The 14,466-nt window shown below is 38.9% G+C and carries 18 protein-coding genes and 1 pseudogene; all 19 read left to right on the forward strand.

The features are described 5' to 3' along the window. The first annotated feature begins 53 nt into the window (after positions 1–53). The 19 genes and pseudogenes from LZ575_RS18865 (at position 54) to LZ575_RS18935 (ending at position 14,451) form a co-directional block, all read left to right on the forward strand. The gene (locus LZ575_RS18865; RefSeq protein ID WP_235326513.1) at positions 54–971 is read left to right on the forward strand and encodes an endo-1,4-beta-xylanase; all 918 of its coding nucleotides are present in this window, start codon (positions 54–56) and stop codon (positions 969–971) included. 318 nt (positions 972–1,289) lie between these two features. Next, entirely contained in the window at positions 1,290–2,156 is an 867-nt protein-coding gene (locus LZ575_RS18870) for an endo-1,4-beta-xylanase (RefSeq protein WP_255702697.1), read from the forward strand. Positions 2,157–2,194: 38 nt separating this feature from the next. After that, positions 2,195–2,449: an endo-1,4-beta-xylanase gene (locus LZ575_RS22940; protein ID WP_255702698.1), complete on the forward strand. Its 255-nt coding sequence runs from the start codon at positions 2,195–2,197 to the stop codon at positions 2,447–2,449. Positions 2,450–2,473: 24 nt separating this feature from the next. Further along, the gene (locus LZ575_RS18875) at positions 2,474–3,673 is read left to right on the forward strand and encodes a glycoside hydrolase family 97 N-terminal domain-containing protein (RefSeq protein WP_255702699.1); all 1,200 of its coding nucleotides are present in this window, start codon (positions 2,474–2,476) and stop codon (positions 3,671–3,673) included. Beyond that, positions 3,646–4,368, forward strand: coding sequence for a glycoside hydrolase family 97 catalytic domain-containing protein (locus tag LZ575_RS22945; protein ID WP_255702700.1), 723 nt, complete (start codon positions 3,646–3,648; stop codon positions 4,366–4,368). Before LZ575_RS18875 ends, LZ575_RS22945 begins: the two co-directional genes overlap by 28 nt. Before the next feature lie 79 nt (positions 4,369–4,447). Continuing rightward, positions 4,448–4,741 carry a family 43 glycosylhydrolase gene (locus LZ575_RS22950; RefSeq protein WP_255702701.1) on the forward strand — a complete coding sequence of 98 codons (294 nt, stop codon included), beginning with the start codon at positions 4,448–4,450 and terminating at the stop codon, positions 4,739–4,741. Further along, positions 4,716–5,333 (forward strand): family 43 glycosylhydrolase, encoded by a 618-nt coding sequence (locus LZ575_RS18885; protein ID WP_255702702.1) that lies wholly within the window; start codon positions 4,716–4,718, stop codon positions 5,331–5,333. The genes LZ575_RS22950 and LZ575_RS18885 overlap by 26 nt, the downstream gene beginning before the upstream one ends. Before the next feature lie 14 nt (positions 5,334–5,347). Further along, positions 5,348–6,025 (forward strand): hypothetical protein, encoded by a 678-nt coding sequence (locus LZ575_RS18890; RefSeq protein ID WP_235326515.1) that lies wholly within the window; start codon positions 5,348–5,350, stop codon positions 6,023–6,025. A 95-nt stretch (positions 6,026–6,120) separates the two neighbouring features. Continuing rightward, positions 6,121–7,533, forward strand: a complete 1,413-nt coding sequence (locus LZ575_RS18895; RefSeq protein WP_235326517.1) for a glycoside hydrolase N-terminal domain-containing protein — start codon at positions 6,121–6,123, stop codon at positions 7,531–7,533. After that, the gene (locus tag LZ575_RS18900; RefSeq protein ID WP_235326519.1) at positions 7,499–8,617 is read left to right on the forward strand and encodes a glycosyl hydrolase family 95 catalytic domain-containing protein; all 1,119 of its coding nucleotides are present in this window, start codon (positions 7,499–7,501) and stop codon (positions 8,615–8,617) included. The genes LZ575_RS18895 and LZ575_RS18900 overlap by 35 nt, the downstream gene beginning before the upstream one ends. Before the next feature lie 112 nt (positions 8,618–8,729). Continuing rightward, entirely contained in the window at positions 8,730–9,359 is a 630-nt protein-coding gene (locus tag LZ575_RS18905) for a family 43 glycosylhydrolase (RefSeq protein ID WP_255702703.1), read from the forward strand. Positions 9,360–9,390: 31 nt separating this feature from the next. Then, complete coding sequence (locus LZ575_RS22955) at positions 9,391–9,489, forward strand: hypothetical protein (protein ID WP_255702974.1); 99 nt, start codon at positions 9,391–9,393, stop codon at positions 9,487–9,489. Then, positions 9,483–9,608, forward strand: coding sequence for a hypothetical protein (locus tag LZ575_RS22960; RefSeq protein WP_255702704.1), 126 nt, complete (start codon positions 9,483–9,485; stop codon positions 9,606–9,608). Before LZ575_RS22955 ends, LZ575_RS22960 begins: the two co-directional genes overlap by 7 nt. Positions 9,609–9,658: 50 nt before the next feature. Then, positions 9,659–10,090 carry a carbohydrate-binding protein gene (locus tag LZ575_RS18910; protein WP_235326521.1) on the forward strand — a complete coding sequence of 144 codons (432 nt, stop codon included), beginning with the start codon at positions 9,659–9,661 and terminating at the stop codon, positions 10,088–10,090. 37 nt (positions 10,091–10,127) lie between these two features. Beyond that, positions 10,128–11,771 carry a glycoside hydrolase family 43 protein gene (locus tag LZ575_RS18915; protein ID WP_311195857.1) on the forward strand — a complete coding sequence of 548 codons (1,644 nt, stop codon included), beginning with the start codon at positions 10,128–10,130 and terminating at the stop codon, positions 11,769–11,771. A gap of 102 nt (positions 11,772–11,873) precedes the next feature. Beyond that, positions 11,874–13,001, forward strand: a pseudogene (locus LZ575_RS18920) (glycosyl hydrolase family 8). 14 nt (positions 13,002–13,015) lie between these two features. After that, positions 13,016–13,183, forward strand: coding sequence for a hypothetical protein (locus LZ575_RS18925; RefSeq protein ID WP_235326524.1), 168 nt, complete (start codon positions 13,016–13,018; stop codon positions 13,181–13,183). A 44-nt stretch (positions 13,184–13,227) separates the two neighbouring features. Then, on the forward strand, positions 13,228–14,046 hold the full coding sequence (locus LZ575_RS18930) for a sialate O-acetylesterase (RefSeq protein ID WP_235326526.1): 819 nt from the start codon (positions 13,228–13,230) through the stop codon (positions 14,044–14,046). Between the two features lie 30 nt (positions 14,047–14,076). Beyond that, positions 14,077–14,451 (forward strand): esterase family protein, encoded by a 375-nt coding sequence (locus LZ575_RS18935; protein ID WP_255702705.1) that lies wholly within the window; start codon positions 14,077–14,079, stop codon positions 14,449–14,451. Positions 14,452–14,466 lie beyond the last annotated feature (15 nt).

The following is a 14,466-nucleotide window of genomic DNA, read 5'->3' on the forward strand; positions in this document are numbered from 1 at the left end:
CAAGTGATGCGTTTGGGACATTTAATGTATCGGAAGACTGGGAGGAGATTACTTTGCAAACGACGATTACCAAGGATGACCGTTCACGATTTATTATTAGCTATGGTGACTTTGCAGGCACGGTTTATATTGATGACGTAACTCTTTCGCGTGTGAACCCCAATGCTGGAGGTGTTATAGAGAAAACACCGGAAGAAAAGGAGGAGATAATTACCGCCGAAATGGAAAGATGGATTGCGGGCATGATGGAAGTTGCCAACGACTATGTTCATGCCTGGGATGTAGTAAATGAACCCATGGACGATGGAAATCCTTCTGAACTTAAAACAGGTGTTGGAAGGGAATTAGCGGCCGATGAGTTCTACTGGCAGGACTATTTAGGTAAGGATTATGCAGTAAAGGCATTTAACCTTGCCAGGCAATATGGAGATCCGGACGACCTTTTATTCATAAATGACTACAATCTGGAATATAACCTGGATAAAACCCGTGGTATTATTGATTTTGTTGAATACATCGAAAGTCAGGGTGCAACCGTCGATGGAATAGGCACTCAAATGCATATAAGTATAGATTCTGATAAAGATAAAATAGCAGAAATGTTCCAGCTTCTTGCTGCAACCGGGAAACTGGTAAAAGTTTCTGAACTGGATGTAAGAACAAATGTTTCTGAACCTACAGCTGAAATTTTACAACAACAAGCCGATATGTATAGGTATGTCGTGGAGGCTTACGAGGAAAATGTTCCACAGTCGCAAAGATATGGTATTACTGTTTGGGGAGTTACTGATAGTCCTGCAAATGCAAACTGGCTTCCGGGAGAATTTCAGGGCTTATGGACGGTTAATTTAAACAGGAAACCTACCTTATGCAAGTTTTGCAGATGCACTGAAAAATCTATAAACCAAAAACAGAACCTGGAAAGAAATTATTTTAATCCTGCAGTTCCCCTCTTTTTTAAAGGAGTTTAAACAGGGAAGGTACATACCTTTAATTGCTACTCTTGATTTAATAATAGTTCTCCTAAGGCTCATTAACACCAAAAGGAAAGATTGGCTACAGTGATGGTTTACACCTTAATGAACAGCCTGTTTAAACTTGAGGTGAGAAATTCACATTTTAAATTAGCCTTAATGAGCCATTGGAGAATTTTGTAGTTGAAGCTGGGAGTTAAGGGTTCCCATGGTGTAAATTATAAACCAGGAATAGGAAATAGTGCTAAACCAGTACAAACATTTTATAGAAGCAGGGAATTTAAAAATTAGAAATTTATTTTAAAACTTATAAAAATGACCTTTAAAAATTGCAAACGTCTCTTGTTTGTTTTGCTTGCCTGTGTTTGTGTATCACTGGTAAGCTGTAAAAGTAATAAGGACCTGGATCTCACAACAGTATCAGGCGATAAAACTTTGAAGGGGGCATTTGAAAATAATTTCCATATTGGAACCACCCTTAACGCATGGCAAATTAGGGGAAGACAGCCGGAGGAAGTAAAAGTTGCAAAGGAACATTTCAATTCTATTGTTGCTGAAAATATAATGAAAAGCGGCAGAATTCAACCTAAACAAGGGGAATTTGACTTTTCTCTTGCCGATGAATTTGTAAAATTTGGTGAAGAAAACAATATGCATATTCATGGACATACTTTAGTATGGCATTCCCAAACTCCCGACTGGTTTTTTGTTGGGGAAGATGGAAATACAGTTTCTAAAGAAGTCCTTATTAAACGTATTAAAGATCATATTCAAACGGTAGTAGGGCGGTATAAGGGCAGAGTCCATTCCTGGGATGTGGTAAACGAAGCCATTGAAGATGACGGAAGTTTTAGAAAGAGTAAATTCTATGAGATAATAGGTGAGGATTTTATCAGGCTGGCTTTTGAATTTGCCCATGAGGCTGATCCTAATGCGCAGCTTTATTATAATGACTATTCTATGGCCAATCCCCGAAAACGGGACGGTGTTGTCAAAATGGTTAAAAAGCTACAAAGTGAAAATATTCCAATTCACGGAATAGGAATGCAGGGACATATAGGCTTAAATAATCCTGATATTAGAGAATTTGAAAAAAGCCTGGAAGCTTATGGGAATCTTGGTAAAGTTATGATTACAGAACTTGATCTCAGTGTTTTACCATCCCCCTGGGGAGATGCTTAAGCGCAGAAATTTCAGATAATTATGAATATGAAGATAAGATGAACCCGTTTCCCAACGGCTTACCTCAAGAAGTGGAGCAACAATTCACTAACAGATATTTGGAGTTTTTTAAACTTTTCCTGAAACATCAGGATAAAATTTCACGCGTCGCTCTTTGGGGAGTGAACGATGGAAATTCCTGGAAAAACAACTGGCCAGTAAGAGGAAGGACCGATTATCCCCTGCTGTTCGATCGTGAAAACAAGGCAAAGCCAGTGGTAAATGCACTTATTGAACTAGCTTCAGCAAAATAACCTGATGAAATTCTAAAATTATTGATGAAGAATCTTATTTTTCTTATAAGCCTGCTACACCTCTTCAATTGTGGTTTTTCCCAGGAGGCTGTAATAAATAGTCCTGATGAAGCCATAAAACTACAAGTATACCTTGAATCAGGAAAACCTTTGTATTCAGTACATTACAAGGAAGATATTGTGCTGGAAAAATCTCCTTTAGGATTAAGAACCAATATTACCAATTATTCCGAAGATCTAAGCTATAAGGGAAGTGAGACTAAATCTGTAGAAAAAACTTACGAATCTCATAAGCTTAAAGAATCAAAGATTGAATATAAGGCACAGGAATTAACCTGCACTTTCGTAAATGAAAAAGGGCAGGAAATGGATGTGATTTTTCAGGTGAGTAATAACGATATAGCTTTTAGATATCACCTTCCCAAATATAATGATACCGTTGCTCATATAATCACAACGGAATTTACGGGTTTTGATTTTCCACAAACAGCCAAAAGTTTTTTAACACCCCAATCGAAGTCTATGGTAGGTTTTCAACGTACCAAACCAAGTTATGAGGAAGGCTACTATTTGGACAAGGATATTACTACAGCTTCAGTCAATAATCATGGCTATACTTTTCCGGGTTTATTTAAAACTGAAAATAACTGGGTATTACTTTCAGAAACAGGCGTAGACGGGACCTATGTAGGATCTCATTTGAGCGATCCCACTGAGGAAGGTGAATACAGTATTGCTTTTCCTCACAGTACAGAAAATAATGATTTTGGAAGTACTTGCGCGGCAATTTCACTTCCCTTTAGCACTCCCTGGCGTACTATTACTGTAGGAGAAAGCCTTAAACCAATAGTAGAAACGACTATTCCTTTTGATGTGGTAGAGCCGCTTTATGAGGCTTCTGAGGATTACAGTTTTGGTCGGGGCGTGTGGAGCTGGATTATGTGGCAGGATCAAAGTATGAATTATAATGACCAGGTTACTTATATAGACTTTGCTGCCGAAATGGGTTATGAATATATTTTAATTGATGCACTTTGGGACCAGAAGATTGGTTACGAAAGAATGGAAGATCTCATTAAGTATGCGAAGAGTAAAAATGTGAATGTGTTTTTATGGTACAACTCCAACGGAGTGGCCAATGACGCACCCATGACTCCCAGGAATAAAATGCACAGGGCTATCTCCAGAAAAAAGAAATGCAATGGCTGCAGGAAAATGGCGTGAAAGGTTTGAAAGTTGACTTTATGGGAGGGGATAAACAAGAGACCATTCAGCTATACGAAGATATTATGTCCGATGCCAATGATCACGGATTGATGATGATCTTTCACGGAGCCACAATTCCAAGAGGATGGGAGATAATGTATCCTAACTTTATTAGTACCGAAGCCGTTCTTGCTTCAGAGAATCTTATGTTTAGTCAGTACGCTAATGATCAGGAAGCCCGAAGTGCCGCAACTCACCCTTTCATACGTAATACTGTGGGAAGTATGGATTTTGGGGGAACTGTTTTAAATGAAAGATATAACCGAAACAATGATGGAGGGAATTTTAGAAAAACATCTGATGCTTTCCAGTTAGCAACGGCTGTTTTGTTTCAAACTCCTGTCCAGTTTTTTGCACTTACCCCCAATAATCTCAAAGATGCTCCCGAATTTGCTATAGATTTCATGAAAAATATTCCCACTACCTGGGATGAAACTATCTTTATAGAAGGCGAACCGGGAAAGTATAGTGTTATAGCCAGGAGACATGGGGAAGAGTGGTATATCGCCGGGATTAATGCTTCAGAAGAGCCCCGGAAAATTAATTTTTCCCTGCCACAGCTTCAGGGAAGTAACTTTAATATAATAAACGATACCGGGAAAGGAAGATCTGAAAAAAAGAAATTAAACGAAAGAGCGGAAAATTTGAAGTAATCCTTCAACCGCAGGGAGGTTTTGTAATTACAAATTAAATAATACTCCAGGTTAATAATCAGGATTGTTACAAACTTATATGAAAATTAACAACTTACTGCTTATACTATTAAGTCTGTTTTTAGGCAATGTATCTTCAGCACAAAAGAAGGCTCATAATCCTATTATTCATGCCGATGTTCCCGATATGTCTATAATCAGAGTAGGGAATAATTATTACATGAGCAGTACCACAATGCATATGAGTCCCGGGTTACCAATAATGAAATCTAGTGATTTGGTTAACTGGGAAATAGTCAATTATGCCTATAATATTTTAGGAAACGAAGATGCTCTTCAATTGGAAAATGGTGAAGATGCCTATGGCGCTTAGTTCCTGGGCAAGTTCCTTGCGGTACCATAAAGGAGTTTTTTATGTGACCACTTTTTCCAAAAATACAGGTAAGACCCATATTTTTAAAACAAAGGATATTGAAAATGGTTCATGGGAAGAAATTTCCTTTTCTCCCTCATACCACGATAATACATTATTTTTTGATGATGACGGTAAAGTTTATCTCATTTGGGGAGGTGGGAATTTAAGAATGGTTGAGCTTAAGGATGATCTTACAGGGGTGAAAGAAGGAACAGAAAGAGTGTTAATAGAGAATGCTACTGAGCCTATTGGATCAAAAATTATTCTACCTGCAGAAGGTTCTCAATTATTTAAGGTTAAAGGTAAATACTATTTATTCAATATCGCCTGGCCAAGGGAGGGGATGAGAACAGTCATCATTCATAGAGCCGATAAGATTACTGGTCCTTACGAAGGAAAGCTTGCTTTTCAGGATAAAGGCGTGGCACAGGGAGGCTTAATTGACACACCAAACGGGGATTGGTTTGCTTACTTGTTTCGGGATTATGGCGCAGTAGGACGAATTCCTTATCTGGTACCTACAGTGGGAAGATGCCTGGCTAGGTTTTAGGGGAAAATGGAAAAGTGCCCGAAAATTTAAATTTACCAGCGAGTGAAGGTTTAATTCCAGGAATTGTGGCCTCAGATGATTTTAGCAGAAAGTCTGGTGAAAGAGATTTACCCCTGGTTTGGCAATGGAACCATAATCCGCAACAGGATTATTGGTCTTTAAAAGATAAAGAGGGTTACTTAAGATTAACTACTGATAGGGTTGACACCTCTTTTTTGAATACAAGAAATACCCTTACGCAACGAACTGTTGGTCCAGAGAGTACTGCAATTACTAAAGTTGACATTGCAGGAATGAAGGAAGGGGATTATGCTGGACTTGGACTACTTCAGAAAAATTTTGGGTTCGTTGGTGCCAAGATCGAAAACAATCTTAAGCATGTTGTTATGATCAATGGTGCTTCTGAAAAACCTTTGGAGGTTGAGAGAATCCCGTTGGAACAGGAGGTGCTATATCTCAAAGCTGTGTGTGATTTTAGGAATAGGAAAGATACTGCGGAATTTTATTATAGTCTGGATGGTAGAAACTGGAAATCAATAGGTAACGAACTTAAAATGTCTTACACGCTTCCTCATTTTATGGGCTATAGATTTGCTTTGTTTACTTACGCTACTCAGGAGGCGGGAGGCTTTGCTGATTTTGATTACTTTAAAATAGAGGATGCCTCTACCTTAAACAGGAAGGAAAAATAGTTAATATATCCCGTAATGTCCCGGAACTAAGTGATTTTGGAGAAATAGATTTTTTAATTAACCAGCTCAAATCTTTGAGAGATGAATATTAATAAATGAAGATGCTTATGAACATTATTTTCAGGTACCGCATTTTCGTATTAATAGGAGTTTTTTGCCTGTTATCGACCTTCCAGGTGCAGAGCCAGGAAAAGTCTGCATTAACACTTTGGTATGATAAGCCTGCAGAAAAATGGGTGGAGGCACTTCCAATAGGAAACGGTCGTTTGGGCGCAATGGTTTATGGAAATCCTGTTGAGGAGGTAATTCAATTAAATGAAAATACGGTTTGGGCAGGACAGCCTAACAGAAATGATAATCCCGAAGCCAAAAAATACTTATCAAAGGTACAGGAACTTTTATTTGAAGGGAAGAGCGGGGAAGCCCAGGAGCTGGTCAATCAACATTTTATAAGCAAAACCTCTCACGGTATGCCGTATCAAACCGCGGGAAACTTAAAATTATCATTTCCCGATCATCAAAATTACTCCGATTATTATCGTGAACTCAATTTAGAAAATGCGGTCACCACAACCCGGTATAAAGTTGGAGAGGTAGGCTATGAAACTCAAGTTTTCGCTTCACATCCAGATCAGGTAATTGTTGTTCAAATCAAAGCAGATAAATTGGGATCGCTCAATTTCACGGCAACAATGGATCGTCCCGAAGGCGCTATTATTTCTACTACCGATAATGGTGAATTAAAACTACACGGTAAGACCAGTGATTTTGAAGGAGTGGAAGGGAAAATAAAATTTCTGGCCATTACAAAAATTAAAAATGAAGGTGGAGAAATAATTGCAGAAAACGATGTTCTTAAAATTCAGAATGCAGACAATGTCACCATTTATATTTCCATCGCCTCTAATTTTAAAAATTATAAAGACTTAAGTATAGATGAAATTGAAAAAGCGGCAGGATACCTTTCTGCTTTAAAAAATAAAGATCAGGAAAAAATCTATCAAACACACCTCGAAGATTATCAATCTTATTTTAATAGAGTCTCCTTTGATTTAGGTCAAACCGCAGCAGCAAAATTACCCACAGATGAAAGGATCAAAAATTTTAAAACCGGAGATGATCCTGCCCTTGTCTCCCTCTATTTTCAGTTTGGTCGTTATCTTTTAATCACTTCTTCCAGGCAGGGAACCCAGCCAGCAAACCTTCAGGGAATATGGAATGACCAGCTAACTCCTGCCTGGGATAGTAAATACACTGTCAATATTAATGCAGAAATGAATTACTGGCCTGCGGAGATCACCAATTTAGCCGAATTCCATGAACCCCTTATACAAATGGTTAAGGAGCTTTCAGAAGCCGGAAGAGAAACCGCCCGGGAGATGTATGATGCAGAGGGTTGGGTGATGCACCACAATACAGATATCTGGCGTATGACTAAGTGCAATAGACGGCTCTTATTGGGGAATGTGGCCTATGGGTGGAGTGTGGCTGTCTCAGCACTTATTTGATAAATATGAATTTTCAGGCGATAAGGAATTTTTAAAATCTGTATACCCCGTAGTAAAAGATGCTTCTAAATTCTACCTGGATTTTATGATCAAAGAACCGGAAAATAACTGGTTAGTAGTATCCCCTTCCATTTCTCCGGAACATGCACCTACAGCACATCCGGAATCTTCTTTAACCTATGGGACGACAATGGATAATCAATTGATATTCGATCTTTTTTCTAAAACCGCAAGAGCTGCAGAAATTCTTGGAGATGATAAGGAGTTTATAGCTGCCTTAAATAATAAAATTAAGCACTTGCCTCCTATGCATATTGGAAGTTGGGGACAGTTACAGGAATGGATAAAAGATTGGGATGATCCTGAGACTGATCATAGACACGTGTCTCACCTCTACGGTCTTTACCCTTCAAATCAAATTTCTCCATATAGAAACCCGCAATTATTTAATGCTGCCAAAACTTCTTTAATGGCCCGGGGAGATGAATCTACTGGCTGGTCTATGGGGTGGAAGGTAAATCTTTGGGCGAGATTGCTGGATGGTGACCACGCTCTAAAGTTAATTAAAGATCAATTAACCCCCTCTAATCAGGAAGGTTTTGGAGGAAAAGGCGGCACTTATCTTAATCTTTTTGATGCACATCCTCCTTTTCAAATTGATGGAAATTTTGGATGTACGGCAGGAATTGCAGAAATGTTGGTTCAAAGTCATGATGGTGCAGTCCACCTGCTCCCGGCCTTACCGGAAGACTGGAAAAAAGGAAATATTTCCGGCTTAAGAGCTCGGGGAGGTTTTGAGGTTGCCATAGACTGGAAGGAGAATAACGCTGAAGTTATAGTCGATTCAAAATTGGGTGGAAACCTCAGAATTAGGTCATATTGGCCACTGGAAGGAAAAGGATTGAAAGCGGCCAAAGGAAATAATTCTAATGAATTTTATAGCATTCCTGAAATAAAATCTCCTCTGGTTTCAGAAGAAGCCGGGTTAAATGAAGTGCAAATACAGAAGGTCTTTGAATATGATTTGAAAACTTCTAAAGGAAAACAATATTCGCTGAAAATGAATAAAATAAATGAGAATTAAGTGGTGCTTCAGTTTTAAGTTTTCATTTAAATCTTTGTGGTATTGATCTCCTAAAGGATCAAAGGAAGGGAACATTAAAAACTAAAAAGTAAAATAAAGCAGAACGGAAAATATGCTGTATAAAAGAAATTTACTGTGCCTGGGTTTAATAATGGTGTTCAGGATAGGTATAGGCCAAAATCCCATTGTCCAAACTAACTACACTGCAGATCCTGCACCCTTGGTCTATAATGATAAACTGTATTTATACACCTCACATGATGAAGATCATTCTACATGGTTTACTATGAACGACTGGCGTTTATATACCACTGAAGATATGGTTAATTGGACAGATCACGGTGCAGTATTGGCTTATAACGATTTCGAATGGGCGGGTAAAAATGCCTGGGCACCTCAGGCCATAGAAAGAAATGGTAAGTTTTTTCTATACGTTCCAATTACCAGCAAGGAAGGAAAAAATGGAATAGGCGTTGCGGTGGCTGATAGTCCTTATGGACCGTTCAAAGATCCTTTAGGCTTACCACTAATTAGTAATAGTCAGGATGATATAGATCCTTCGGTTTTTATTGATGATGATGGGCAGGCATATCTTTTTTGGGGAAATCCTGTGCCGTATTTTGTAAAACTGAAAGAAGATATGATAAGCCTTGAGGGCGAAATTTCCCAGATTCCCAATACTATTGAGACGTTTGGAAAACGTACAGGTGAAAAGGACGAACGCTTAGCCAACGACATATGAAGAAGGTCCCTGGGTTTATAAAAAAAACGGAATCTACTATTTATTTTTTGCTGCCGGGCCTATCCCGGAGCATATTGGCTATTCCACAAGTAAGAGTATTACTGCCCCTATAAATATCAGGGTGTGGTAATGCCGCAGGAAGGTGGTGCTTTTACCAATCATCCGGGAGTTGTAGATTTTAAAGAGAATACCTACTTCTTCTACCACAATGCGGCACTTCCCGGGGAAGTGGTTTTAAACGCTCTGTAGCTGTAGAAAAATTAAATTTCAATAAGGACGGCTCAATAAAACCTGTAAAAATGACGAATGGAATACAGGATGCTTTAAAAAAAATCAATCCTTACCAGATGAACCAGGCTGAAACCATTGCCTGGTCTGAAGGTATAAATTCGAAAGAGAATGATGTGGTCGGAAATTTTATAGTGGCGACTCGCAATAATTCCTTTATAAAGGTGCAGGCAGTAGATTTTGGAGAACATGGTGCTTCCAGATTTACGGGGAGAGTTGGAACGACTCATAATGGTGATGTTAGTCTGGAAATAAGGCTCGATGCAAGAGATGGAAAACTTCTGGGATCTATTGAAGTTCCCTTAACCGGAGGTGATGACAGGTGGGAACTTGTCACTACAGAAATGGAAAAAGTAACAGGGGTTCATGATGTGTTTTTTGTCTTTAAAGGAAAGGCTCCTGGCCAGATTCTCCATTTTGACTACTGGAGATTTTCAAAATAAATTTAAATACCATAAGAATTAATAATTAAAAGTTATAATGAAAAAGAATCAAGTTGTTTTATTCCCGGTCCTTCTGGCTTTGTTTGTCTTTACAAGCTGTAATGCACAAAAAAATATTCCCGTTTTCTCCAAGGTAGTGTACGAAGGGAATGATGATATATATAATGAGAATCCACTTAAAGCTGATGAGTTTTACAACCCAATTTTACAGGGTACTTATCCAGATCCCGCCATTGCACGTAAAGGAAATGATTATTACCTGGTAGCCTCTTCATTTGCAATGGTTCCCGGTGTCCCCATCTTTCATTCCAATGATCTGGTAAACTGGGTGCAAATTGGTCATGTGCTGGATCGTAAAACACAGTTAAAAGTCCACGATACGGGAATTAGTGCTAGTATTTATGCTCCGGATATTCGTTATAATCCGTACAACGATACCTTTTATATGATCGTTACTCAGTTTGCAGGTGGTTTCGGTAATATGGTAGTAAAAACGAAAGACCCACGGGAGGGATGGAGTGACCCTATAAAACTTGATTTTCAGGGGATAGATCCTGCAATTTTTTTTGATGATGACGGGAAAGCTTATGTAGTTCATAATGATGCTCCTAATAAAGGAGAAGAATTATATCAGGGACATAGAGTTATTAAGATTTGGGAATATGATCTGGAAAAAGATCAGGTTGTGCCGGGGACTGATAAAATCATTGTCAACGGGGGAGTGGATCTGTCAAAAAAACCTATTTGGATTGAAGCACCTCATATATATAAAAAAGACGGTCTTTATTATTTAATGTGTGCTGAAGGTGGAACCGGAGGTTGGCACAGTGAAGTAATATTTGTAAGTGATAATCCAATGGGCCCTTATGAACCCGCACCCAGTAATCCTATTCTAACCCAGCGTCACTTCCCAGGAAACAGGGAAAATAAAGTAGATTGGGTAGGACACGCCGATTTGGTTGTGGGTCCCGATGATAAGTACTATGGGGTATTTTTAGGAATACGGCCAAATGATAAGGACAGAGTAAATACCGGAAGGGAAACCTTTATTTTACCCGTTGATTGGTCAGGTAAATTTCCTGTTTTCGAGAATGGTTTGGTCCCAATGGAACCGACACTTAAGTTACCTGAAGGTGTAGAATATAAAGCGGGAGAAGGAGAATTTTTTCCAAATGGCAATTTTACTTATTCTGAAGATTTTAATTCAGAAAAACTGGATTATCGTTGGATTGGGTTAAGAGGCCCGCGGGAAGATTTTATTGAGATCACAAAGAAGGGACTAAAAATAAATCCATTTGAAGTAAACATTAAAGAGGTAAAACCTACTTCCACTCTTTTTCACAGGCAGCAACATAAAGACTTTTCCTTTACCACTACCTTGGAATATAAACCTAAGTCAGAAAAAGAACTGGCAGGAATTACGGCTGTACAAAGTGAAAAGTTTAATTATGTTTTTGGAGTTACCAGAAAGGACAAAAAGCATTTTATAGTATTAGAAAGAACGGAGAAAGGTTCTTCTAAAATACTTGCCAGTAAGGAAATAGATTTTAAAGAAAAAATTCAGCTTAAGGTAGAAGCAGAAGGAGATGATTATAAATTTAGTTATGCCTTAAACGGTGGGGATTTTGAAAATTTAGGTGGTACTGTGTCGGGTGATATATTATCTACCAATGTAGCTTAGCGGTTTTACAGGTACTCTTTTAGGCTTATATGCAACAACAGCAAATGACGCTATTCCTGCGGAATAGTATTTACTTAAAATCAACCCTGACTAAGAGAAATAGTGAAAAATAAAAATTACACATACATTCTATGCTTTTTTAGCCTGCTGTGTTATTCAGGGATAATAGTTGCACAGGATTGTAAAGAAAAAGTTGAAGATCCTCGGGGACATACGGAGCCCTGGAAAAAGGGAGCCTGGGAAACGGGAAAATACCGGAACCTCTTCCTTGAGGCCGGATATCCTCAGGCAGCGATAGATGCTAAGCTGGAAAAAGCTTATTATGACCTTTTTGAAGGGCCTGATAAAGTATATTTTGAAGTTGAGGATTCCCTGGCTTACGTCTCTGATGTTAAAAATAAAGACGCACGTACCGAAGGTCTTTCTTATGGTTTAATGGTAGCAGTTCAATTTGATAAAAAAGATGTTTTTGATCGCTTGTGGCGGTGGACTGTAAAGTATATGCAGCACCAGGAAGGACCGCGGGAAGCATATTTTGCCTGGAGTGTAGATCCAAAAACGGGAAAGAAAAATTCAGATGGATCAGCTTCAGATGGGGAACTGTATTTTGTTACTGCTCTCCTCTTCGCTTCCAATCTTTGGGGTAACGATACAGGAATTGATTATTATTCCGAAGCCAGAAGAATTCTTGATGCCATGTGGAGCAAAGACGGTACGGCTGGGGTGAGAAATGTACTTAATGTAGAACATAAGCAAATAAATTTTGTACCTCACGATGGAGGATATGACTGGACAGATCCTTCATATCATGTCTAAGCATTTTTCGAAGTTTGGGCAGAATATGCCCATGATGGCCACGAAGATTTTTATCGAGAAGTTGCCGATACCTCCCGGGCTTTTCTTCACCGGGCGACCCATCCCGAAACCGGACTTACACCAGACTATTCTGAATTTAGCGGGGAACCGCATTGCAGCGGAAAAATGGGAGATGCGTTTAGATATGATTCCTGGCGTGTGCCTATGAATATCGCCATGGATTATAGCTGGTATGCGAAGGATATAGAGTGGCAGCAGGAATACGCAGACCGAATACAGAACTTCCTTTATTGCGAAGGTTTAGAAACATATGTAGATCAATATAATATTGATGGATCCACTCCTGATTGGATACTCCCGGCGGGAGGTTATCAAAAATTGAGGCATTCACTTGGTTTAGTTTCTACTGCTTAGGTACAGCTTCACTAATGGCTACTCACCCGAAAGGCTGGAAATTTTTAGATGAGGTGTGGAACGCAAGATTAGAACCTTATGAAGATGGGTATTTTGACCCTTATTTCGATGGGCTGCTTTACCTGTTTAGCCTGATGCATTTAAGTGGTAAATATCAAATTATTACTCCACAAGCCAACTAAATATCTGGAATTCAAACTATTTTAATTTTTATAGAGGATTTAATATGAAAGCAAAATATTTTCTTATAGCGATTATTTTTATTGGGCAATTTGGTTTTGCTCAGGATCCTAATTTCCACGTTTACTTAAGTTTTGGCCAATCTAATATGGAAGGCCACGCAAAGTTTGAAGCGCAGGATACTCTGGTAAATGAAAGATTCCAGGTTTTACAAAGCGTAGATTGTCCCGAGTTGGGTCGGGAAGCTGGGAAGTGGTACCCGGCGGTCCCTCCATTGTCCAGGTGTGATACCTGCTTAACTCCAACCGATTATTTTGGAAGAACCCTGGTTCAAAATTTACCTGAAGATATAAAAGTAGGGGTAATTAATGTTGCAGTAGGAGGTTCCAAAATTGAATTATTTGATAAAGATAATTATAAAGAATACGTCTCCAGTGCTCCACATTGGATGGTTCCGGCAATTAATAAATACAATGGGAATCCTTATGGGCATTTAGTAGATCTTGCACGCAAAGCCCAGGAAAAGGGGGTAATTAAAGGAATTCTTTTGCATCAGGGGGAGTCAAATACGGGAGGTGAGGAGTGGCCCGAAAAGGTGAAAGCAGTATATAATAATTTATTACGGGATTTAAATTTAAATGCTGAAGATGTTCCGCTATTAGCCGGAGAAATGGTTTCAGAAGAACAGGGCGGCAAATGTGCCAGTATGAATAGTATACTTGCGAGGCTTCCTGAGAAAATTCCGAATGCTCACATAATCTCTTCCAAAGGATGTGAAGCCGTAAATGATGGATTACATTTTTCGGCAGCGGGATATAGGGAGTTAGGGGAGCGTTATGGAAGAAAAATGCTTTCGCTACTGTAGTCATTTACATTATTCTAAAAATTTGTCTTTATGAAAACACTTAATTCTCTATTGTTTATTTTTCTGATGCTCGGGAATTTCACAATGGCTCAGGAAATTCCTCTGGAAGCACCTGCGGGTTTTGATATTGAACGTACAGGCATTGCCAAAGGAAAAATTGACACCATTTCTTATTCTTCCAAAACAGTAGGAAATATACGCGAGGCATTAATTTATTTTCCTCCGGGATATACAAAAGGGAAGAAATATCCGGTATTATATCTCCTTCACGGCATTGGGGGTGATAAAAAGGAATGGCTAAATGGTGCTAATCCCCAGGTTATCCTCGACAACCTGTACGCAGAAAATAACCTCCAGCCAATGCTGGTGATCATGCCAAACGGAAGAGCAATGAAAGATGACTAAGCCTGTAGGTAATAT

The organism is Antarcticibacterium sp. 1MA-6-2, assembly GCF_021535135.1.
Taxonomy (GTDB): Bacteria; Bacteroidota; Bacteroidia; order Flavobacteriales; family Flavobacteriaceae; genus Gillisia.

Coding starts and splice junctions, on each gene's coding strand:
- LZ575_RS18870 (WP_255702697.1), top strand. CDS start 1,290: ATGACCTTTAAAAATTGCAAACGTCTCTTGTTTGTTTTGCTTGCCTGT.
- LZ575_RS22940 (WP_255702698.1), top strand. CDS start 2,195: ATGAACCCGTTTCCCAACGGCTTACCTCAAGAAGTGGAGCAACAATTC.
- LZ575_RS18875 (WP_255702699.1), top strand. CDS start 2,474: ATGAAGAATCTTATTTTTCTTATAAGCCTGCTACACCTCTTCAATTGT.
- LZ575_RS22945 (WP_255702700.1), top strand. CDS start 3,646: ATGCAATGGCTGCAGGAAAATGGCGTGAAAGGTTTGAAAGTTGACTTT.
- LZ575_RS22950 (WP_255702701.1), top strand. CDS start 4,448: ATGAAAATTAACAACTTACTGCTTATACTATTAAGTCTGTTTTTAGGC.
- LZ575_RS18885 (WP_255702702.1), top strand. CDS start 4,716: ATGGTGAAGATGCCTATGGCGCTTAGTTCCTGGGCAAGTTCCTTGCGG.
- LZ575_RS18895 (WP_235326517.1), top strand. CDS start 6,121: ATGAAGATGCTTATGAACATTATTTTCAGGTACCGCATTTTCGTATTA.
- LZ575_RS18900 (WP_235326519.1), top strand. CDS start 7,499: ATGGGTGGAGTGTGGCTGTCTCAGCACTTATTTGATAAATATGAATTT.
- LZ575_RS18905 (WP_255702703.1), top strand. CDS start 8,730: ATGCTGTATAAAAGAAATTTACTGTGCCTGGGTTTAATAATGGTGTTC.
- LZ575_RS18910 (WP_235326521.1), top strand. CDS start 9,659: ATGACGAATGGAATACAGGATGCTTTAAAAAAAATCAATCCTTACCAG.
- LZ575_RS18915 (WP_311195857.1), top strand. CDS start 10,128: ATGAAAAAGAATCAAGTTGTTTTATTCCCGGTCCTTCTGGCTTTGTTT.
- LZ575_RS18925 (WP_235326524.1), top strand. CDS start 13,016: ATGGCTACTCACCCGAAAGGCTGGAAATTTTTAGATGAGGTGTGGAAC.
- LZ575_RS18930 (WP_235326526.1), top strand. CDS start 13,228: ATGAAAGCAAAATATTTTCTTATAGCGATTATTTTTATTGGGCAATTT.
- LZ575_RS18935 (WP_255702705.1), top strand. CDS start 14,077: ATGAAAACACTTAATTCTCTATTGTTTATTTTTCTGATGCTCGGGAAT.